This is a genomic window from Peribacillus loiseleuriae (genome assembly GCF_001183985.1).
In the GTDB taxonomy this organism is placed as follows: Bacteria; Bacillota; Bacilli; order Bacillales; family DSM-1321; genus Peribacillus; species Peribacillus loiseleuriae.
Window position 1 is genome coordinate 3,861,246 of sequence record NZ_LFZW01000001.1, and the last position, 22,045, is coordinate 3,883,290.

At 39.2% G+C, this 22,045-nt stretch carries 22 protein-coding genes and 1 other annotated feature; of the genes, 7 read left to right on the top strand and 15 right to left on the bottom strand.

Features of this window, described 5'->3' with window-relative positions; all coding sequences use genetic code 11:
* Positions 1-32 precede the first annotated feature (32 nt).
* The 3 genes from polX to zapA all read right to left on the bottom strand — a co-directional run bounded on the left by polX (position 33) and on the right by zapA (position 2,690).
* Complete coding sequence (gene polX / locus AC625_RS17870; protein WP_049682522.1) at positions 33-1,751, bottom strand: DNA polymerase/3'-5' exonuclease PolX; 1,719 nt, start codon at positions 1,749-1,751, stop codon at positions 33-35.
* A gap of 128 nt (positions 1,752-1,879) precedes the next feature.
* A complete protein-coding gene (locus AC625_RS17875; protein WP_049682523.1) occupies positions 1,880-2,425 on the bottom strand; it encodes a CvpA family protein in 546 nt (181 codons plus the stop codon).
* 4 nt (positions 2,426-2,429) lie between these two features.
* Entirely contained in the window at positions 2,430-2,690 is a 261-nt protein-coding gene (gene zapA / locus AC625_RS17880) for a cell division protein ZapA (protein ID WP_049682524.1), read from the bottom strand.
* 316 nt (positions 2,691-3,006) lie between these two features.
* Between zapA and rnhC the strand changes: the two genes are divergently transcribed.
* Positions 3,007-3,954 carry a ribonuclease HIII gene (gene rnhC, locus AC625_RS17885; RefSeq protein ID WP_049682525.1) on the top strand — a complete coding sequence of 316 codons (948 nt, stop codon included), beginning with the start codon at positions 3,007-3,009 and terminating at the stop codon, positions 3,952-3,954.
* A 362-nt stretch (positions 3,955-4,316) separates the two neighbouring features.
* Here rnhC and pheT read toward each other — a convergent pair whose 3' ends face one another.
* The 3 genes from pheT to AC625_RS17900 form a co-directional block, all read right to left on the bottom strand.
* Positions 4,317-6,731: a phenylalanine--tRNA ligase subunit beta gene (pheT, locus tag AC625_RS17890; RefSeq protein WP_049682526.1), complete on the bottom strand. Its 2,415-nt coding sequence runs from the start codon at positions 6,729-6,731 to the stop codon at positions 4,317-4,319.
* A gap of 26 nt (positions 6,732-6,757) precedes the next feature.
* Positions 6,758-7,798 carry a phenylalanine--tRNA ligase subunit alpha gene (gene pheS, locus AC625_RS17895; protein WP_049682527.1) on the bottom strand — a complete coding sequence of 347 codons (1,041 nt, stop codon included), beginning with the start codon at positions 7,796-7,798 and terminating at the stop codon, positions 6,758-6,760.
* Between the two features lie 52 nt (positions 7,799-7,850).
* Positions 7,851-8,089, bottom strand: a binding site (T-box leader).
* 168 nt (positions 8,090-8,257) lie between these two features.
* The gene (locus tag AC625_RS17900) at positions 8,258-9,013 is read right to left on the bottom strand and encodes a TrmH family RNA methyltransferase (protein WP_049682528.1); all 756 of its coding nucleotides are present in this window, start codon (positions 9,011-9,013) and stop codon (positions 8,258-8,260) included.
* Positions 9,014-9,157: 144 nt separating this feature from the next.
* Here AC625_RS17900 and sspI point away from each other — a divergent pair, with 144 nt between their 5' ends.
* Positions 9,158-9,370, top strand: coding sequence for a small acid-soluble spore protein SspI (gene sspI / locus AC625_RS17905; protein ID WP_049682529.1), 213 nt, complete (start codon positions 9,158-9,160; stop codon positions 9,368-9,370).
* Positions 9,371-9,399: 29 nt separating this feature from the next.
* On the opposite strand, the gene AC625_RS26940 is transcribed toward sspI, so the two are convergent.
* The 4 genes from AC625_RS26940 to AC625_RS17920 all read right to left on the bottom strand — a co-directional run bounded on the left by AC625_RS26940 (position 9,400) and on the right by AC625_RS17920 (position 12,338).
* Positions 9,400-9,543, bottom strand: a complete 144-nt coding sequence (locus tag AC625_RS26940) for a hypothetical protein (protein ID WP_156187580.1) — start codon at positions 9,541-9,543, stop codon at positions 9,400-9,402.
* 161 nt (positions 9,544-9,704) lie between these two features.
* Positions 9,705-10,364, bottom strand: coding sequence for an HAD family hydrolase (locus AC625_RS17910; protein ID WP_049682530.1), 660 nt, complete (start codon positions 10,362-10,364; stop codon positions 9,705-9,707).
* Between the two features lie 326 nt (positions 10,365-10,690).
* Complete coding sequence (locus AC625_RS17915) at positions 10,691-11,776, bottom strand: M42 family metallopeptidase (RefSeq protein ID WP_049682531.1); 1,086 nt, start codon at positions 11,774-11,776, stop codon at positions 10,691-10,693.
* 64 nt (positions 11,777-11,840) lie between these two features.
* Positions 11,841-12,338, bottom strand: a complete 498-nt coding sequence (locus AC625_RS17920; RefSeq protein ID WP_049682532.1) for a dUTP diphosphatase — start codon at positions 12,336-12,338, stop codon at positions 11,841-11,843.
* A 398-nt stretch (positions 12,339-12,736) separates the two neighbouring features.
* Here AC625_RS17920 and AC625_RS26055 point away from each other — a divergent pair, with 398 nt between their 5' ends.
* On the top strand, positions 12,737-12,895 hold the full coding sequence (locus tag AC625_RS26055; RefSeq protein ID WP_082191159.1) for a DUF3934 family protein: 159 nt from the start codon (positions 12,737-12,739) through the stop codon (positions 12,893-12,895).
* Positions 12,896-13,465: 570 nt separating this feature from the next.
* On the opposite strand, the gene AC625_RS17925 is transcribed toward AC625_RS26055, so the two are convergent.
* A complete protein-coding gene (locus tag AC625_RS17925; RefSeq protein WP_049682533.1) occupies positions 13,466-14,350 on the bottom strand; it encodes a LysR family transcriptional regulator in 885 nt (294 codons plus the stop codon).
* 257 nt (positions 14,351-14,607) lie between these two features.
* On the opposite strand from AC625_RS17925, the gene AC625_RS17930 reads away from it, so the two are divergent.
* From AC625_RS17930 to AC625_RS17940, 3 genes are read left to right on the top strand one after another with little or no spacing between them, the layout of a single operon-like run.
* The gene (locus AC625_RS17930; RefSeq protein WP_049682534.1) at positions 14,608-15,900 is read left to right on the top strand and encodes a purine/pyrimidine permease; all 1,293 of its coding nucleotides are present in this window, start codon (positions 14,608-14,610) and stop codon (positions 15,898-15,900) included.
* A gap of 7 nt (positions 15,901-15,907) precedes the next feature.
* On the top strand, positions 15,908-16,339 hold the full coding sequence (locus tag AC625_RS17935) for a nucleoside deaminase (RefSeq protein ID WP_049682535.1): 432 nt from the start codon (positions 15,908-15,910) through the stop codon (positions 16,337-16,339).
* Between the two features lie 55 nt (positions 16,340-16,394).
* Entirely contained in the window at positions 16,395-17,096 is a 702-nt protein-coding gene (locus tag AC625_RS17940; protein ID WP_342671000.1) for an ankyrin repeat domain-containing protein, read from the top strand.
* Between the two features lie 179 nt (positions 17,097-17,275).
* Here the strand turns inward: AC625_RS17940 and AC625_RS17945 are convergent, their stop codons facing one another.
* Both AC625_RS17945 and AC625_RS17950 read right to left on the bottom strand, forming a co-directional pair.
* On the bottom strand, positions 17,276-17,860 hold the full coding sequence (locus AC625_RS17945; protein WP_049682537.1) for a TetR/AcrR family transcriptional regulator: 585 nt from the start codon (positions 17,858-17,860) through the stop codon (positions 17,276-17,278).
* A 61-nt stretch (positions 17,861-17,921) separates the two neighbouring features.
* Positions 17,922-18,569, bottom strand: coding sequence for a carboxymuconolactone decarboxylase family protein (locus AC625_RS17950; RefSeq protein WP_049682538.1), 648 nt, complete (start codon positions 18,567-18,569; stop codon positions 17,922-17,924).
* 221 nt (positions 18,570-18,790) lie between these two features.
* On the opposite strand from AC625_RS17950, the gene AC625_RS17955 reads away from it, so the two are divergent.
* Positions 18,791-19,168: a hypothetical protein gene (locus AC625_RS17955; RefSeq protein ID WP_049682539.1), complete on the top strand. Its 378-nt coding sequence runs from the start codon at positions 18,791-18,793 to the stop codon at positions 19,166-19,168.
* A 677-nt stretch (positions 19,169-19,845) separates the two neighbouring features.
* Here AC625_RS17955 and AC625_RS17960 read toward each other — a convergent pair.
* Positions 19,846-21,021 (bottom strand): MFS transporter, encoded by a 1,176-nt coding sequence (locus AC625_RS17960; RefSeq protein WP_049682540.1) that lies wholly within the window; start codon positions 21,019-21,021, stop codon positions 19,846-19,848.
* 71 nt (positions 21,022-21,092) lie between these two features.
* Complete coding sequence (locus AC625_RS17965; RefSeq protein WP_049682541.1) at positions 21,093-21,995, bottom strand: NAD(P)/FAD-dependent oxidoreductase; 903 nt, start codon at positions 21,993-21,995, stop codon at positions 21,093-21,095.
* Between the last annotated feature and the right edge of the window lie 50 nt (positions 21,996-22,045).

Genomic DNA, 22,045 nt, shown 5'->3' on the forward strand with positions numbered 1-22,045 from the left:
GAGTTATAGTCCTCCCTTTTTCTATGCGTCAATTAGTCATTTCTATTTAAAAAGGCAAGCAGTTCGTCTGGTTCTTTTACGTTTAAGACGGAAGAAAGTTTCACCCAGCCTTTTTTCGCTGAGGAGACGCCTACTGCCATATGTTCAAGCATATCAAAATTATGTGCGTCCGTATTAATCACAATCATTACGCCCGCTTCTTGTGCTTTTCTTAAATAAGGCGGAGCAAGATCTAATCGATTCGGATTAGCATTCAGCTCTAAAGCGGTGTTTGTTTTAGCTGCAAGTTCGATTAATTGGTCCATATCGACTTCATACCCAGAACGTTTGCCAATCAAGCGGCCTGTTGGATGGGCAATAATATCCACATGAGGATTTTCCATCGCGGTTCTCAAACGCTCCATAATTTTCTCTTTTGGTTGTGAAAAACTAGAATGAATGGACGCTATTACGAGATCCATTTCGGCAAGCAGTTCATCGTCATAATCCAGTGATCCATCAGGTAAAATATCCATTTCGATTCCTGATAGAATGGTAAAATCATCATATTTATCGTTTAAAGCATGAATGATTTCTTTTTGTTCTCGTAATCGTTCTGCTGTTAATCCGTTGGCAACCTTTAAATACTGAGAATGATCGGTGATGGCCATATATGTATAGCCTTTAGCCCGGCACACTTCAACCATCTCTTCAATGGAATAGGCCCCATCACTCCAAGTTGTATGCATATGGAGATCCCCTTTAATATCTTCAAGTGAAACAAGTGGTTCCTTATCCGTGTACCCTTCCACTTCTGTTCCATCTTCACGAATTTCAGGTGGAATGAACGGCAGACCGAAATGAGCATAGAAGGCTTCTTCGGAATCAAAGGTCAGAATCTCACCTGTCTCCGTATTTTCAACGCCATACTCACTAATTTTCTCGCCGCGGTCTTTGGCCAGCTGTCGCATTCTCACGTTATGGTCTTTCGATCCGGTAAAGTGGTGAAGCGTCGTAATAAATTCAGCATCCGTTACAATCCGAAAATCAACCGAAACATCATATTGGTAATCAAGGGTAACGGACACTTTCGTATCACCCGCCGCAATGACATGTTTGATTGCAGACAAGGAAAGTAGTTGATCCTTCACCATCCCAGGGTTGTTCGATGAAATAATGAAATCAAGGTCTTTAATCGTCTCTCTCATGCGACGGATGCTGCCTGCTCTTGAAAAGCGAATGATATCTGTCATGTTTTCAAGCGACGTTTCAATATCCGTTGCAATTGGCATCATGAAAGCGAGTGGGAGCCGGTCAGGTCGTGAACCCACTTCAGCAATTGAAGTAAGAATCTTTTCTTCTGTCTTCGCGCCAAACCCAGCAAGTCCGCGTACTTTTCCTTCTTCGCATACTGCCTTTAGCTCTTGTATATCCCGAATTTGCAGTTCTTTATGCAGCTTGGCAATTTTCTTACCACCAAGTCCAGGTAGCTGCAACAGTGGCACCAATCCTTTAGGTACCTGCTCCTGCAGTTCTTCTAATACGGTAGATTTCCCTTCATTAATATATTCCTCGATAACAGCAGCAGTTCCCTTGCCAATTCCGCTCAATTCCGTGAAATCACCCATGGATGATAAACTTCGATTGTCTGTTTCAAGTGCAGCTGCCGCTTTTCTAAACGCTGAAACCTTAAATGGATTTTCACCCTTTAGCTCCATATAGATTGCTATTTTTTCTAATAATTTAATGATGTCTTTTTTATTGATTGACATGGTTCCTCACCTTTCCAACGCGAATTCTTAAAAAAAGATGACACAAGGCCATCTAAAGAACCTGTAGCCATTATCCCGGTTTAACTAACCATCAGCAGGGAACTCACCCCACTGATGGAAGCTTCACTTTATGCAGCTACATATTGAAACCACAGCTCTGTTACTTTCTCCGAAAGATAGGGAGTATTTTTCACGATGAGATCTGCCATAAACGAGCCATTCATCGCATCCTGAACATTAGCCATTGGCAGTAAAGCAGCTATGTATAATAGTATAAACATGATAAGATATACTTCAGCGAAGCCTAAAATCGCGCCAGCCCATCGATTCAACTGCTTTAAGATTGGTAGGTTCGAAATAAAATCCAACATCGAGCCAAATAGCTGCCAAACTAACTTAGCAGCGAAGAAAATGATGGCAAATGCAATCGCACGGTAATAAGCTTCTTCAAGACCTGTTTGGCCGATAAACATATTCATTGTTTCTGAATTACCGCCTAGGGAAGGAAACGGAATCCATAGGGTTAGCTTCGGAGCGAGTTTATCATAGTACGCATAAGCCGCGGCAAAAGCAACAAAAAAGCCCGTCAAATGTATGAGCTGTAAAATGAACCCCCGTCTCAACCCAACTAAAAATCCAATTAAGAGAATGGCCAAAATCGCCAAGTCTAACATGTACTCAGTCCTTTACTTTCTTTAATTCCAGTTCTAACTGGTTTATTTCGTCTTTTATTTTTATATAATCATTCATAGCATTCACAGCTGTCAATACAGCAAGCTTGCCTGTATCCAAATAAGGATTCTTGGAGTTGATCTCACGCATCTTATCATCCACCATCGATGCAACTAATCGAATATGGCCTGAGCTCTCCTCACCCACGATTGTATATTGCTGTCCATATATATCAACTGTTATCCTATTTTTCTTTTCATCTGACAAGCCGATGCCTCCAATCTGAAAAATCCTAATTTCTATCATATCATGAAGTTTTCTGTCATGAAAGCAAGAAAGGCGGAAGGTGCCCGATTATCGGCGACAAGCAATAGACGAGTAAATCGTCTGGAGAGTGCCCTCTCCTCAACAATTTGATTGGCTAATGACCTTGAGGGGCTAGATGCTGTAGCTGAACAAATAGAAAAGCAAGTGTAGCTTGGACTATCCTGACTTACATATGTTACCTAAAGGAAACTCGTGGGCTATACATCACTAGGAAAAAATGAGCTACCAAAAAAAGAAAGAATTGGAGTCTTTACTTATGTCAAATGTTGTATTAACACTTTCCACAGCTCAAATGAACAAAATGAAGGAACATTACCAAACTTCCCTATCTGGTAAAACACCACCGGGAAGTATTTTTATGGCTAAACTGGTACAGTGTACCGTGACTGCCTATAAGTCGGGGAAAGTCCTATTCCAAGGTGCATCCGCAGAAGTTGAAGCAAAAAAATGGTCTAGTGAAGCAAAAGCTGCGACTCCTGCTACTAAAAAAAAGACTTCTGTCACCCAACATCGTTATTCACCACCTGCTCATATCGGTTCCATGTCTGTCATCGGCTCTGATGAAGTTGGGACAGGCGATTACTTCGGGCCAATGACGGTCGTCGCTGTTTATGCAAAAAAAGAGCAACTAGCCCTTTTAAAAGATTTAGGCGTGCAAGATTCTAAAAATCTAAAAGATCCGCAAATCATTGACATTGCGAAGCAGATTAAAAATGTTGTTCCATTTTCCCTGCTCATCTGCGACAATCCGAAGTACAATGCACTTCAAGCTCGTGGCATGTCACAAGGTAAAATGAAAGCTCTGCTACACAACCAAGCGATTAAGCATGTCATTGATAAGATTTCACCCGAACAGGCAGAAGCGGTTTTCATTGACCAATTTGCTCAACCCGATGTGTTTTTTAACTATTTAAAGGGACAAGAACTGTTTCAAGCGGAACATACTTATTTAAGCACGAAAGCAGAAGGCATTCACCTTAGTGTTGCGGCTGCTTCCATTTTAGCGCGCTATGCATTCGTAAAGCATTTTGACAAATTGAGTGAAAAAGCTGGGTTCAAAATTCCAAAAGGCGCAGGCCACGCAGTAGATGAGGCAGCGGCACGCCTTATTCACGAAAAAGGGATCGACGCCTTGAATGAGTTTACGAAGGTTCATTTTGCCAATACGGAAAAAGCAAAAACATTGTATCGGAAGAAATATTAATAGAGGGTTTGTCGTTGATATTAGGGTTGCCCCAGGATTTTTTTGGGTCGGCCCTTTTATTTTTGAGATTTGCCTTTAAATTAGGAAATTAAACCAATCATTTTTTCGACTTTTCCACCCATCAACCGATAGCCACTCCTGTTTTCATAACTTTACTCACCATCATGAAGAGATTAACGATCAACACTTTAGACATACTCACCAACACTTGAAATACTAACCAATTCATACTCTTTACTATTCAACTTTTTACTTTTACTCGCCACTTTTACTAACCAACTTTGGTTAATTAATTACGCACAACCGCTTCCCCTAAAACAGCAAAGCAACCTCCCAAACTCGGAAGGCTGCTTTGTTTACAATTATCCTCGTAATTCAGCGCCAGCTTTTTCTTTCACCGCTGCTAGTACTTTTTCATGCGCTTTCGTTACATCTTCGTCGGTTAGCGTGCGCTCTGGATCGAAATATTTCAACGAGTACGCTAGAGATTTCTTACCTGGTTCCATGCGTTCGCCTTCATATAAATCAAAGACACTTACTTCTTTAAGAAGTTTTCCGCCTGCTTCGGCGATAATTTTTTGGATATCGCCCGCAACTGTAGTTGCATCTACCACAAGGGCAATATCACGTGTAATCGATGGGAAACGCGGAATCGCGTTGTATTGGATCGGTGCAACAGCCGCTTCTGCCATCGCTTTGAAAGATAGTTCAAAAACGTACGTTTCTTTCAAATCTAGTTCTTTTTGGACAGTTGGATGAACTTGGCCGACAAAGCCAATTACATCACCATTCAACAACACTTCTGCAGTACGTCCTGGGTGCATGCCTTCTTTTTCAGACTGACGATATTCGATTTTCCCTATCAATCCTAGTGTATCGAATAATGCTTCAAGCACGCCTTTTGCTACGTAAAAATCAACCGGCTTTTTCTCTCCTTGCCATGGGTTTGATTCCCATAGACCTGTCATCGCTCCAGCTACATGCTCACGCTCTTCAGGAAGTTGTTCACCATCTTGTTTCAAGAATACAGAGCCTATTTCATAAAGAGCTAGTGAATCAAGCTGACGAGCATTGTTGTATTTCACAACTTCTAATAGTTGAGGGACGATGCTTAGGCGAAGCTGGCTACGCTCCTCACTCATCGGCATCGCCAATGCAACAGACTCACGAGCATCTAATGCATACTGTACCGCTTTGTTCTTACTAGTTAATGAATAGGTGATCGCTTGATAAAGACCAGCACCTTCAAGCGTACGGCGTGCTTTGCGACGTTTCTGCTGATAATCTGTCAAATGACCAGGTGTTACCGTTCCAGTAGGTAGTGTTGTTGGGATATTATCATAGCCGTACATACGAGCTGCTTCCTCAACTAAATCGGCTTCAATCGTAATATCGCCGCGACGTGTCGGTACGGTTACAGTAAATGTTTCATTGTCTACTGAAACTCCGAATTGCAAACGAGTGAAAATTGATTCCACTTCGGAAACACTCATGCTTGTTCCGAGCAATTTATTAATTTTTTCAAGAGTAATTGAAATGACAGCTGGTTCGATTGTCAGTGTATCGACTTCAACAGACCCTTCTAACACAGTGCCACCAGCATATTGGCTGATCAACTGTGCAGCACGTTCTCCCGCTTCTCGAACGCGATTCGGGTCGACGCCTTTTTCGAAACGAGCACTTGATTCACTGCGTAACGCATGGTCTTTTGATGCTTTACGGACAACGGTTCCAGCAAAATAAGCCGCTTCAATGATGACGGTTGTTGTATCGTCCTGCACCTCAGAATTCGCTCCACCCATTACACCAGCAATCGCAACTGGCTCTGTTCCGTTTGTAATGACAAGATGATCGCTTGCAAGTTCACGTTCTACATCATCTAATGTCGTAATTTTTTCAGCAGCATGCGCTTTACGAATGACTAATTCTTTTGAACCTAGACGATCATAATCAAATGCATGGAGTGGTTGTCCGTATTCAAGTAGAATATAATTCGTGATATCGACGACATTGTTATGTGGACGAATGCCCGCTGCCATCAAGCGTGTTTGCATCCAAAGTGGTGATGGTGCAATTTTCACATCCTTAATGACTTTCGCAACGTATAATGGATTATCTTCAGATGCTTCAACGTTTACTTGAATGAGATCTGTTGCTTTTTCAGCGCTTTCTTCTTTGGTGATTTCCGGCCATTTTACTTCACGACCTAGAATCGCACCTACTTCATAAGCAACACCAAGCATGCTCAAACAGTCCGAACGATTCGGTGTCAAGCCTAATTCAAGTACTTCATCGTCAAGCCCTAAAACACTAAGCGCATCTTGGCCGACTTCTACATCATTCGGGAAGACGAAAATTCCTGTGGCATAATCTTTTGCAATCAATCTTGATTCAATGCCAAGCTCTTGAAGTGAACAAATCATGCCATTCGATTCTTCACCGCGTAATTTCGCTTTCTTAATTTTGAAATTGCCTGGAAGCACAGCCCCAACCGTTGCGACTGCCACTTTTTGTCCTTTATCAACATTCGGCGCACCGCAGATGATCTGAACCGGGCTTTCACCACCAACATCGACTAAACATTTATTTAGTTTATCGGCATTTGGGTGCTGTTCACGTTCTAGTACGTGGCCAATGACTACCCCTTTAAGACCTTCACTTTTCTTTTCTACTCCTTCAACCTCGATGCCGCTTTTGGTAATCTTATCTGAAAGCGTTGTTGCTGTCATGCCAGAAAGATCGACATAATCCTGCAGCCATTTATATGAAACAAACATGGATTGCTCCTCCTTTAAAAAAATTATTAAGATTCGTGGCGATTAAATTGAGTTAGGAAACGGACATCATTTGTGTAGAAATGACGAATATCGTCTACGCCGTATTTCAACATCGCAATACGCTCTACACCGATTCCGAACGCAAAACCTGAGTATTTCTTAGAATCAAATCCAGCCATTTCCAAAACATTAGGATGAACGATTCCACCACCGAGTACTTCGATCCAGCCTGTCCCTTTACAAACGCTGCAACCTTTTCCGCCGCAAATTTTACAAGAAATATCGATTTCAACCGATGGCTCTGTAAATGGGAAGAAGCTTGGACGCAGACGAATTTCCCGTTCTTTGCCGAATACTTGCTTCGCAAACACTTCAAGCGTTCCTTTTAAATCACTCATTGAGATGTTTTCGTCAATCACTAGTCCTTCAATTTGCATGAATTGATGCGAGTGAGTCGCATCATCATTATCACGACGATATACTTTACCCGGACAGATAATTTTAACCGGCCCTTGCCCTTTATGCTTCTCCATCGTTCTTGCTTGCACTGGAGACGTATGAGTTCGCATCAATGTTTCTTCTGTAATATAGAAGGAATCTTGCATATCACGTGCTGGATGGCTCTTTGGCAAATTCAACGCTTCAAAGTTGTAGAAGTCTGTTTCAACTTCCGGACCTTCCGCAACCGTGTAGCCCATTCCGATAAATAAGTCTTCCACTTCTTCAATGACACGCGTCAACGGATGATGATTCCCTTTATTAACCGGACGTCCTGGTAATGTCACATCAATTTTTTCAACAGCTAGTTTGGCATGGACAGCTGTCTCTTCAAGCACCTGCTGTTTTTCTTCGATTTTTGAGGCAATCTCTTCACGGACAACATTCACCAACGCTCCCATTTTTGGGCGTTCCTCAGCGGAAAGCTTGCCCATTCCGCGTAACACTTCCGTGATTGGTCCTTTTTTCCCTAAATATGCGACACGAATGTCATTCAATTCCTTTAATTCAGAAGCTTCGGCAACCTTCTGCAACGCTTCAGCTTGCAGTTCTTGTAAACGTTCCTGCATCATATATCCTCCTTTATTGTTTATAAATAAACACAAAAAAAACCCATCCCTAGAAAGGGACGAGGTTTATGTATCGCGGTACCACCCTTATTAGCGCCAATAAAAATAAGCACTCACTTCATTGCAGATAACGGCTTTTTGCCGATGCAGCTTTCAACAGGTTTATCTGTATCCCGATGCCGACTCAAGAGGTGAATTCACATCAACATAATCATAAAAATGCTTGCAGTCTAAGGCATTTTCTTCCTGAATGAATGATACGATGCTACTCTTCTCTGTCATAGTCTTTTTCATTATGAAATTTAGCTTTAATTATAATATAAAACAACCCGAGATTCAAATTCAAATTTATTCTACAGCTTTCGAGCCGGAATCCGAATTTGCGCGCGGGATTTGCCTCTGATCGCGACCGATTCCACCTTGATTCGCGCCGGTTTCACCTCGGGTCGCGCCGGAGCCCTATTTCCGTAAGTGGTACATCAAAATCCCTGCTGCAATTCCCACGTTCAGCGATTCGCTTTTCCCGAAAATCGGAATGTAGAGATTTTGCGTCGTTTGTGCTAACAGTTTTTTGTCAACACCTTGACCCTCATTACCTACAAGCAGAGCAAATGTTTCTGATTTTTCTACTTGATCATAGGAAACCGCTTTTTCTAAAGCGGTGCCATACACCGGAATGTTCTGTACCTTCAATGCACCGATGATTTCTGTTAAGTTTCCTTTTAAGACAGGCATATGAAAGATACTTCCTTGAGTAGAGCGAATCACTTTAGGGTTATAAGCATCTGCACAACCTTCTCCAAGAATAACCGCATCCATTCCTGCCGCGTCAGCCGTTCGAATCATCGTGCCGATATTACCTGGATCTTGAACTGCGTCTATCAGCAACACCTTTTTTGATGAAAGATCTTCAAAACGGATCTTTTTTTGATCACAGATTGCAGCAATTCCTTGTGGTGTTTCCGTATCAGAAATTGCATTCATCACTTCATTTGTCACATATGTAACTTCTGTTCCTTCTAATTTAAACTTTGCAGGAATGACAGCTTCAATGCTGACAATCACTTCGCGGACAATATCTCCTTCTTTTAGTGCTTCTTCTACAAGATGAAACCCTTCAATCAGGTATGTACCTGTTAGTTCACGCTCTTTTTTCGTTAATAATTTCTTCCATTGCTTTACTTTTTGATTTTTGACGGACTCAATATATTTCAAGGTAAACGCTCCTTCATTTTTTCACTAGTTCTTATTATAACGTATTTCACCTATGTCTTGTATGGCTTATATTTTGCTACATATTTTAATTCATTTTGTTCCATACTAAAAAAGTGGACAATTATGGTGATGGGAGGATTCAATATGAACTTGAATTTAAGAAATGCAATTATTCACAACGTATCAGGGAATACACAGGATCAGTTAGAGGATACGATTGTCGACGCCATTCAAAATGGCGAAGAAAAAATGTTGCCTGGACTCGGTGTGTTGTTTGAAATTATTTGGCAACATGCATCAGAGCAAGAAAAAACCGAAATGTTACAATCATTAGAAACTGGTTTAAAAAAGCAATAGCCGTTATTTGGCTATTGCTTTTCTTTCGCTTATAAATGGTCGGTATTAATCCGATTCTGAAAATATTCATCATTTATTATTGGATTATCATCCTCATCCAATTGGATGTTTTCCTTTTCTTCCTCCACTCGATTCGTTGAATCAACCACCTTTTCTCTTCTCTTCTTGTCCATTATTTTCACTCCTTCGTGTACACGTCTTAAGTTTAGCTATTCCCGGAACGTGATCCTTTAAACATAAGTCATGAGCCAAAAGCTAGCTAATACGCATAGGCCAGGAAATAATAACAGAAAAAAGAATATAAACAAAAAGACGGACTTATTTTAGGAACTCCCTACCGCTCAATAAGTTTTATAACATCAATCAAGCTCTTTTCCGACATAGATTGAAGTCGTAAATGATGGTTTTCAAAAGCTAAAGCTTCAGTCACGGGGTTTGGTACGATTACACATTTTAATCCAGCAGTTAAAGCCGATTGAAGCCCATTTAACGAATCTTCAAATGCTACGGCTTCTTTTGGATCAATCTTTAAGACTTCGATTGCTTTTAAGTACAAGTCAGGTGCTGGTTTTACTTTTTCGACATCATCCCGTGAGATAATGAAATCAAAATAGTGTAACAGCCCAAGCTCGTCTAAATAGTTTGTTACCCATTCTTTAGTAGAGCTAGAAGCGAGGGCGATTTTGTATTTTAACTTGCTTGCTTCCTCTAAATACTCCTTTACGCCTTCACGCGCCAGGGGTGTTTTCATCTTATCCTTATGTATACTTTTTGCTTTTTCCTCAATCTCTTCAATATTACAATTCTCCCCCAGTTGTTCTTGGCAATATCTAAAAAGTTCAGTATCATCTGTACCAATGCATGTAACAAATTGTTCAAGCGGCAACTTAACCTTATATAAATCTAACGTTTCTCTGTAAGCATCATACCAAACCGTCTCTGTGTCTAAAATTAAACCATCAAAGTCGAAAATAACCGCTTTAATCAAAATCATTTCCTCCTTTAACTAATTAAAAAGTAAAAATCCCAATAGGCATTGACCGAATAGCAATAGTTCCATAGAAATTTCTATTGCTAAACATAATGTATAATAATGAACGAACTATTTCAATATTCTTGTACACTACACATCTCTTCTGAAGGGTCAGACCCCGCACCAACTTATTCAGTATAAGATGTTTGAAACACCACCTGCTGATTTAGGGCGCTAGGTCACAGGCCCTTTTACCATTGCAAAAAGCACTGCAGTTTCTTATCCGAAATGCAGTGCTTTGTACATGGTTTTATGCTGTAAGAACGACTTACTCGAAGGTCATTATTTTAGCCAAACGTAATGGCATCAACCGTTTTACGATCCAGTTTTTTAATCACTTCGACAATCAATTTAACCGCGTTTTCATAATCATCACGGTGAAGCATCGCAGCATGTGAATGAATATAGCGAGTTGCAATGGTAATCGCAAGCGCTGGAACACCATTTGCCGTCACATGGATGGAGCCCGCATCTGTACCGCCTCCAGGCATCGATTCGTATTGATAAGGAATTTTCATTTCATCGGCGGTATCTGTTACAAGATCACGAAGTCCTTTATGAGAGACCATACTTGCATCATAAAGGACGATTTGCGGACCTTCACCCATTTTACTTAGTGCTTCTTTCGCAGTAACTCCTGGCGTGTCCCCAGCAATCCCGACATCAACCGCAAACCCGATGTCTGGTTGAATTTTAAACGTCGATGTTTTGGCACCACGCAGTCCGACTTCTTCTTGAACCGCTCCAATCCCGTACACAATGTTTGGATGTTCACTGTCTTTTAATTGCTTTAAAACATCAATAGCAATCGCGCAGCCAATTCGGTTATCCCAAGCTTTTGCAAGAAGCATTTTCTCATTATTCATCACAGTAAATTCGAAATACGGAACGACCATATCTCCAGGTCTTACTCCCCATTCCTCCGCTTCTTCCTTGCTTGATGCTCCAATATCAATGAACATATCTTTAATATCAACAGGTTTTTTTCTTGCTTCTGGACTTAAAATATGTGGTGGCTTTGAACCTATCACTCCAGTAACATCGCCTTTTCTTGTCACGATTGTTACACGCTGAGCGAGCATAACCTGTGACCACCAGCCGCCAACTGTTTGAAAACGCAAGAAACCTTTTGCATCAATTTGGGTTATCATAAAGCCAACTTCATCTAAGTGACCCGTTACAATAATTTCTGGACCGCCTTCTTGACCTGTTTTCTTCGCGATTAAGCTACCAAGATTATCTGTAGTCACTTCATCGGCAAAAGGGGTTATGTACTCTTTCATGATTTGACGGACTTCCCCTTCATTACCAGCAATTCCTCTTGCATCCGTTAAACCTTTAAGCATCGTTAATGTTTCATCTAAATGGGGCATTCTTTTTCCTCCTTATGTATGGATACTTTTCTTATTATAGTACATTGCCATTCATTTTCACGCATTAATACCCTTGTTGCTGCCGCTCATAATTGATTTGATTTTTCTCGACATAAGCTTGTTCCACATCTTCTCCAGAAAAACCAAGCATATTCCCGAGAAGGAGATAATCTGCAAACATGTTCTCATAGTTTTTTTGAGATTGCTCCATGCTAAATGATTGAATCGAAGCGTATATTCTCAGAAATTGAGTCGTTACATCATGTACTTTACTAGATTGCCCTACTTTCTCATCAACACTCGTTACCTGCAACTTACAGCCGATTCCAAGCGAAAGTATAAAGTGAATGCCATCCACATACTCAGCTAAAATGGTTTGTCTTGTCGATGGACCCTTTAAGCTCCAAAATTTAAAGCATCTTGTTTCATTGGCCAGTTCACCAAGCTCAACGAATAAGGCGAGGATTTTTTTCTCAATCAGATCTTCTTCATGTAGTTGATGCTTTTCTTGTATATGCTGATCAAGTGATTTTTGCATGTCAAATAGTTTGGCGATATTCATGATTTGTTCCTACTTTCATAAGCGGTTTGTCTATGATTACTATAGCATATTCCACGAACAATAGGGATTGATGGGAAAGGTAGTCGTATATTATAACTAGTTTCTTCGTATGCTTCTTCCTAAAAAGAACAAGATCGAGTCTTCATGAGATACTTTTTATTATTATGAAACCAATATAAAGATATGCGAAGAGGGATGAACTATGAAGTTTTTTGCCTTCTGTGTACGCCTGTTTTTTTAAGATGCATTCTTTTCCATTCAAGAACTTTCTAAACGTGCGGAAAAAAGGGTATATCTATCTGTCATTGTGTTGTATAGTTAATGCTTGATTACTAACAAAATGGGCAAAACTAGCCAATAACCGTTAACTAAAGGCTACAACAATATGGAGTGATTATATGAGTAAAGCTAAAGGTAAAGGTGGAACAGGTAGAGGCACAGACAAGAAAGGCTGGAATCGTTGGAAAGCTGGTGCCAACAAAGCCAAAAGTGCCAAACCTTATAGTAGCAAAGGTGTCAATAAAACGGGCTCTGCAAAAGACACAAGTAATAATTAAGGTGATACATCTGAATTATTACGGCTGTTGAATTAAAACCCATTTTTTTATGAACGGACGAGTGGCGTTCTATATGGTTATTAAAAAAAGTGGATCCTATGCTGAAACATAGGATCCACTTTTTTTAGTATTGACTATATAATCGATATACGAAAACAACATTTGGAAGATCCACTTTCAAATCTCGTTATTGATGACTCTTTCGCTGTAACACGGTTCAGATGTTACAATTAAAAGGGAGTAATATTCCCTTTGTGATCTTGACCCTGAGATCAATACAAGAAAGATCCACAGGTGCATTCTGATCAAGAATCCATGCCTCATTTGAATTAGATAAAACAACTAATAAAGTGAAACTTCAATCAGTGGGGCTTTCTTCCCCCTCCTCCCCCCACCTATGTTCTTCGATTCTTCTAAGCCTTGAGGTGGGGGGGGGTACTGCCCATTAATGCCGGATAAAGCTGTAATGAAGATATGTGCCATTACAGATATCAGGAAATTGCTTGGATTCTACTTCAATAATAGTAAATCTCCACTTACTTAAACTCCCACTTTTCGAAATAATCCTACTTAAAATTTATTATTGTGATTTGTTAATAGTTCAACAAAGTTTTGAGCTGTAGTTGATAGATAATGGTTTTTCAACCAAATTAAACTTGTAGAAGCTGAGAGATTTGTTTTCGTAATCTTGAAAGCTTGGATTTGATCGTTTTTATATCGTTTAAGTACGGTTTCTGGAACAATGGACGTTCCAAAGTCAGATGCGACTAAATCTAATAAAACGGAAACGTCCGAACACTCCGATATAACGTTTGGGGATAATTTGCATTCGGAAAATGCATCTAGAATCATTTGGTATACGCCTAAGCCTTCCGTACTCGGTATGATTATTGGATAGTTTTGAATTTCCGCAAAGGTAATCTCATGATGACCTATTTGCTTTTTTTTTGAAGTAATAAAATAAAAGGGTTCTGTATTAAGATGAATTACAGAAAAGTCATCTAACTTGAGTGGCAATCGAATAATGGCTAGTTCTATTACCCGATCTTTCACTAATTGACGGAGCTGGGCCGATTCATTTTGTTGAATTTTATATGTGACTCTAGGATATTTTTCATGAAATTGATTTAGCAATTCAGGTAGTCCGACTACCGATAAAGTGTTGACGCCAATGGTGAGTCTTCCTTTTACCCCATCTTCAACTTCTTTTACATCCATTTTAGCCTCTTCAAGTAAATGGATCATTTTCTGCGCATATTTATATAAAGTTTGACCTGCTTCTGTTACTTCTAAATATTTCCCGGTTCTCTCAACTAATTTTGCTCCTAATTCCTGTTCCATCGCTTTCAATTGTTGGCTAAGTGGAGGTTGTGAGATATGTAGTCTATAAGCAGCAGCAGAGATTTTTCTTTCTTCAACAATTGCAACAAAATAACGTAGTTGTCTTATATCCATGAGCAGAACACTCCTTTATGTATACGAAAAACTTAAGTAAAACTAATTTTTTTTATATTTTCCATATACTACTCTCTAGGATATCATAATCCTATAGATGGAAAAAAGGCATTCAATTTATGTTCCTCCTTTTAAAGGTTTAGGACAAATCAAATAGAAGCCATTCTCCTTTCCTATAACTTTAAGAATGGCGAGATGACGGTACATCAATTCTTCTAGATCTACTCCAAATACTAAACAGATATAGGTGAAACATTATGGTCAACCAACGTTTTTACGGCAGTTTAAGCACATTTCAATGGTTTATTTTCCTACTAGCCAATTCTATTGCCTTGCCTATCGTAATCGGTAGCGTATTTCACTTATCGCTCGAGGAAATTTCCGACTTAATGCAGAGAACATTTTTTGTGGTGGGAATTAGTTCTTTTATACAGGGTTGGCTGGGACATCGATACCCCATTGCTGACGGACCAGCAGGTTCATGGGTTAGTGTGTTTGTTATTTTAGCGGGTGTGGCTACTCAGGAGGGGCAAAACACATATGAAACCTTACAACTCTTAGAAGGAGGATTAATCGTTGCAGGACTTTTGCTTTTCATTCTTGGTATAACCGGTTTAGTTAATCGTCTCCTGTTTTTATTCACTCCTTTAGTAACTGGTTCCTTTCTTTTGATTTTAGCACTTCAACTTAGTGGTGTTTTTTTAAAAGGAATGATGGCATTACAAGGAGAACCACTCCGCCCAGATTATGGAACAACAGCGATTTCATTCGGTGTATTTTTACTTGTCATTATGCTATCGATTAAAGGGAAAGGCTGGATTAAAAATTATGCCGTATTGATCGGAATTTTGTCAGGGTGGGTATTATTTGCGGCAGTAGGCAAAACTGCCAATACTTTTTCCGGATCGGTTCCCTTAGTTCAATTACCAGAAATTTTCGTATGGGGTGCCCCTAAACTTAATGCTGGAATGGTTATTACATCTATTCTGTTTACGTTTATTTTAGTCTTAAATACGATTGCAGCTGTTTCTGCTGCCAAAGAAGTAATTTCTAAATCCGAGAAATACGAAAAACAAACGATTAAACGTGGTAGTTGGGCAGGTGGTATTTCACATTTTCTTTCTGCTCTTTTTTCCACAATTGGAATCGTTCCACTGCCAGTATCTGCGGGTTTTATTCGATTAACCGAGCAAAAAAGGATAAGACCATTCCTTATAGCAAGTTTAGCTTTATCTGGGATAGCTCTCATTCCAGCGATCGTTAATTTTTTAGCGCTACTTCCAGGCCCTATTGCCAGTGCTGCCCTGTTAGCATCATTTGTCCAAATGATAGGGATCGCCTTTCAGTCTATTCTGAAAGAAGAACTAGACCAACGCCGGTTGACCATATTAGGAATCACATTGTTAATCGGCATCGGGTTAATGTTTCTTCCTGCTAATATATTTCAGGGTCTTCCTTCCATTTTACAATATATCTTTAGTAATGGCCTGCTTGTCAGTACTATGATTGTAATCGTGCTAGAACAACTTTGGAAATCAACGAAATTATAAGAGAGCGATCGAGTTAGCCTACGAAAATACAAAAATCAAAAAAGGGAAGCCATTTGGTGCCCTTATCGTCAAAAACGGCAGGATAATTGCAAAAGGAGTAAACGATGTTCTTGAAACACCTGACCCAACTGCGCATGCTGAACTTCAATCGATTCGTAAAGCTTGCCGCATCCTTGGCACATCTGACCTTTCGGACTGTGAACTTTACACAAGCGGTGAACCTTGCCCGATGTGTTTAAGCGCCATTTATTGGGCGAAATTAAAGGAGGTGTATTATGCCTACACTGCAGAAGAGGAAGAAGAAATTGGCTTAGGAACAGACTACATTTATCATCAAATAACACTTCCAAAGGACAAACGAGGTATTATGTTAAAAAAATTGGATAAAAATCTCCAAAATAAGAATCCTTTTACTCTTTGGAAAGAAATGAACAGTTAAATGCCATTATGAGTAATAAGTGATGGCAAAAACAAGATCGTGATGTGTATTTTATGTGGAGGTATCTAGCAGTAATCTTGGTTGCACGTACTTACTTCAAGGATGTGCCTTAGATGACAAGGAGGAACAAGATAAAATGAAAAAGGAGGGGATAGTAATGAATGAACAACTACTAATTGCAACAGAACGTGGAGAGTCGGGTACTATAAGAAAGCTGATTAAGGAAGAGGCTAATATCAATGCACAGGACTCAAATAGTCGAACAGCTACTATGATCGCAACGTATCGCAATGATGTCGAGGCGGCAAAAGTCTTAATCGATGCGGGTGCAGATGTCAACATTCAAGATGACATGAAAAACAATCCATTTCTGTATGCAGGTGCGGAAGGATATCTTGATATCTTAAAACTTACGATCCATGCAGGTGCGGACCCCGCCATTACCAACAGGTATGGTGGAACAGCTTTAATCCCTGCTTCCGAACATGGATACGTGAATGTAATCAAAGAACTACTTACTCATACTAATATTGATGTTAATCACATAAATAACCTCGGTTGGACAGCATTATTAGAAGCGATTATTCTAAATGATGGCGGCGAAACACAGCAACAAACTGTGCAATTACTGATAGATTATGGGGCCGATGTAAATATACCTGATCATAATCATGTGACACCTTTGCAACATGCACGAGAGAAAGGCTTCAAAGAAATTGAGCAAATTTTGCTAAAAGCAGGAGCAAAACTTCATTGATCGTTACATGAATATTTAGTCCTAATTTTGCAATGAATTAGGACTTCTTCACTTTCCAAAACTGCATTTTACAGGACTCGCAAATACATTGGTTATTTAAGTAAGACCTGTAAAATCAGGTATCAAAAACGTCCATAGTTCACTAAAAACGAATCAATACTATCATTTACAAGTCTTTTTTATATGTTTAACCTGAGATCATATTGTTTTCGAATGATATCCATCACATGGACCAAAATCTCAATATCTTGCTGATTCTTCATTAATAGTATCCCGCCTTCAATCATGGCAACGATAGCTTGGGCATTTTTTTTACAATCTGTTGTCGGATCTAATTGATTTTGTTTTACCATTTCCGTCAATGCATCTGTTACCTCAGAAATCCACTTGTCAAAAAATTCTTTAATTTTCACTCGAAATGTTTCGTCGTGCTCGCTCATCTCAATCGCTAAATTCCCAATAGCACAGCCAAGTTTACTTTTCGTTTCCATATAAGAGGCAAGATTCCAATCAAGCATTTTGTTTAATCTTGTCTTAGCTTCTTCCTTCGAATGGAAGATCTCGTCTATCAACTGTTGATCTAAATCTTGAACTAAGTTTTCCACAACAGCTAATCCAAGATCATATTTCGATGAAAAATAATGATAAAATTGCCCTTTGCCAATAGAAGCTGCTTTGAGAATATCAGAAATTGAAGTTGCTTGGTATCCCTTAGAATGAATAATCCCTCTAGTGATTGTAATAATTTCTTGCTTTTTAGACATATATTCACACCTTTTTCGTTGTTTAATCTTAGATGATTGTGCTCACTATTTAATTCAATGATTATTCCCCATAACTTTGAATTAAATTAGCGATATGTGCATACGCTCCACCTGCAAGTAAAGCCGATGTAACGAGCACTGCTTCTGATAATTCTTCTTTAGTTGCACCAAGTTTTACCGCGTTTTTAGAATGAACATCAATACAATATGGACATTGTGTCGCATGTGCAACAGCTACAGCAATGATTTCTTTAAATTTGGCACTTAGCTTGCCTTCTTTCATTGCAGTTGCACTAAAATTGGAGTACGCTTTAAAACCTTCAGGAGCTCCCTTTTGCAATTGACCGAGTTTTTTAAGGTTAGACCTGTTATATAATGAATCGGCAGCCTCTGAATCTAAAGCATTTTCCATATGTGTGCTATGTGTCACTGCTCCTCCAGCTTCTAGACCAGATACTACAAATACAGCTTCAACTAGTTCTTCAAGAGTTGCACCAACGGCTTTGGCTTTTTTAGTATGACTATCGATACAATACGGGCATTCTGTTACATGTGCGATTGCCACTGCGATCATTTCTTTTTCTTTCTTAGAAAGGGCCCCTTCTTGGAAAACCGTCTTGTTGAATTCTGAAAAAGCTTGCATTTGTTCAGGTGCCAATTCTTTTACATGATTCAAATTTTTCAAACTTTCTGTTTGATAAAAGTTCATATTCAACATCCTCTCTATTTATGCACAGTTATTATGTACCTACCACTCGGTACATTTCTAGTCTAACATACAGATTTTTCAATCACAAACAATTTAGTTGCTCTCCTATCCTTTTCATACCCTGTCCACTCTTTATATAACGAGAAAACTTTTATCGAAATTAATGAAACTTTTTTCTTGTCCATACGTAAATATAGGAAAATGTATGAGGAGGAATCTCCATGGTATTGTTCATTCGCCTGCTTTTGTTCGCTTTGATTATTTTTCTCATCTATACCGTGATTAAATATATCGTCAGTCCAAAGCGGAAATTGGAACTCGCGCAAGAACATAGTAAGTTTTTCTTCCTCGATGATCCGAACAACATCCAAAAAAACTTTGTTGTGACATATAAAGGCGTTCTATTTGAAGGTGAAAAATATCTTGGGACAACTGCACAAGCCTTTGAAGTCATTTCAATTTTCATCTGGCCCAGAAATACGAGCTCGTTACACGGAATGGAGCGCAAAGATTTTCAGTTTATTGAGTCAGAGGTAAAAAAAAGGTATCCACAGGCAATCATTGATTGGAAAAGCCCGATAAAGGAATTTTTGGAATAGAAGAGATGTTCGTTCGAGGACAAATCAAAATAAAGTGAAACCTCCATCAGTGGGGGTTACTTCATCCCCACTGATTGTTAGTCCCGTTCTACTATCGCTAAGATTGACAGGACGAACCCGATTGGTATACTTCTTCGATCCCTCAAAGCCTTGATGTGGGGGGTACTGCCCGTTAATGCGGGATTGACAACTTATTTGTAACGAACGCAAATTCTCGAGAAAACAATAAATACCTGTACAACTAAAAAAGATATATGCTTCTCTCTCACATTTTAGCTTGGCAGATTAAGTTGCCAAGAAACACCTAACTGTCTACGCTTAAAGACTAAAGTTACCTTTAGCCCTCCAAGACTCGCTACGAGCGAATGGCTAGTTCCTACTCGACGGGAATCCCACCCGCTATATGATACTACCTAGGCTCGGCCGCACAAGCACCCCGTTAGTTTAAGTACATTTCTTCACAATCTTTATAGTGATATAAACATAAATAACCGATATAAAAATCATCTAACCTTTAAGAAATCTATAGAGGTGAGATGATTTTTATAGAAACAACAATAGATAAATTTGAATCGTTTAGCTCCTCACACTCAAATTCTCCTATTAGATTTCAGTAATTCACTATCTATTCCTCACTCTTTTTTTGATTCCTTTTATTCAATATAATGAACCTCTGTTCATCTACTTAAACCAAAGTCACTTTCTTTTTTCCTTTTATTTATCGTAAACGAAAAAGATGCAGTAACTAGCGCCATTAATACTGTTATCCCACCAATCCAACCTAGATTCAAAACAGATGCGTACTCAATCACCAATCCCCCTATACCTGCGCCTAACGTCATACCAATATTCATAATTGCCGTATTGAAACTCAAAACAATTTCTGATGATTGTGGTTTTAAGGAAATTAGATAAAATTGATTTGCAGGAGTAGTTGTCCATGCGGCAGTTCCCCAAACCATAATAATTATGAAGACACCAATAGTTGAAATTGATGTTGCCGTTAAAAAGAACAATGCTACTGAGTGAACGATTAAACTAATATAAACCGTTCGAACAGGTCCCCATTTATCAGCTGCATACCCGCCAAGACGAGAGCCTATAAAGGCAAAGACGCCTAAGACTAATAGTGCTGTACTAATTTTTTCTATAGAGAAATCAGCTAACTTGTTTAAAAGCGGAGCAATATACGTAAAGACCATTGTGTAGCCAAGAATCCAAAATAAAGTGGTGAATAAACCACTGATTATTTGCTTATCTCGAATTACTAACAATTGTTGCTTCAAAGAAATTGATTTATTTCCCTTTAATTTTGGAATATATTTATTTAGTACTATCAAATCAATCAGTGTAATGGATGCAATAAATAAGAAAACATAACGCCAATCCATAAATGAAGCAATGAAAGTTCCAATTGGTACACCCAATACTAAAGAAACTGTAAATCCAGTAATGACAGTTGCAATTGCGCTACCTCGTTTGGCAGGCTCAGCAAGTTGAGCCGCGTAAATGGTTGCAATAACGAAATATAGCCCACCACTCATTGCTAGTACAATACGTGAAAACATTAGCATACCAAAATTATAACTAAAGAATGCGACGATATTTCCGACTATAAAAATCAGCATTGAAGATAACAAAACTCTTTTTCTTTCAAACTTTGTAGTTAGCATAACGAGTACCAGTGCACCAAATGCATGCGATAAGGCATATACAGTTACTAATTGTCCAGCCAATGAAACCGGAACATTCAAATCATTAGAAATCACTTCCAAAATGCCCGAAACAATAAATTCAGCTGTCCCTACACCAAAAGCACCTAAAGCTAATAAATAAATTGCATTTCGATTCATTACCTCATCTCCTTTTACTTAATTGGTTGGCAATAAACCGTCATACAGCCAAATAAAAGTATAATAGTACATCATTTAAAATCTTCGTCAGTCAAATCCATATTTACCCCCATAGCAGTTCGACTACCGTCAGCTGCAGCAAAGACCACTTGCGATGGATTAATGTATGAAGCATCCCCAGAAGAATAAAGACCAGGTATTGAAGTTCTCCCTGATGCATCCGTCTTGATTCCGCCCAATTCCGTCCTTTCGAAACCTAAATTATCTCCAAATGGTGTACTTTGGATAAATCTAGGAGTTACGAAGCCACCTGACCTTACGATTTGAGTACCATCCTTAAAGCGAACATACTCAAGATTCCCATTTTGTCCTATAAAAGCAGCAATAGGTTTCTCTATCACCATAATTCCATTCAATTGAAGACGTTTTTTTTGTTCATCCGAAAGGGGCTTTTGTCCGTTTGTACAGACTATCAAATCCTTACTCCAATTTTGCAACAGTTTGGCGACATGGAAAACGGAAGGTAATTCGGAAACGACAACAAGTGGTTTATTCCTAAGCTCCCACCCGTCGCAATAAGGACAATTAAACAAACTTTTACCGTATAGAGGATAAAACCCTTCGATATCAGGGAATATCTCCTTTACGCCTGTCGCTAAGATTACTTTTCGTGCTTGAACACACAGTCCTAATGAATCAAACACTTCAAAACCAGAATCAATTTTGTTTATCGAAACGGCCTTTATTTGCAGATGATCGACAGATGGATAACCTAATACTTCTTCATAAGCAATACGGCGGAACTCGGCTGGTGTTACACCATCTCTTGTAATAAAACCATGAGACGCATGCGTAACTGCATTTCTAGGCTGATTGTTGTCAATTAAAGCCACACTTCTTTTTGCCCTTCCAAGCACAAGTGCTGCATTCAATCCAGCGGGACCCCCACCAATAATAGCGCAATCGTAAATCATGACACTCATCTCCTTTAAAGTAGATATTAAAGACTTTCAATATCTTTAAT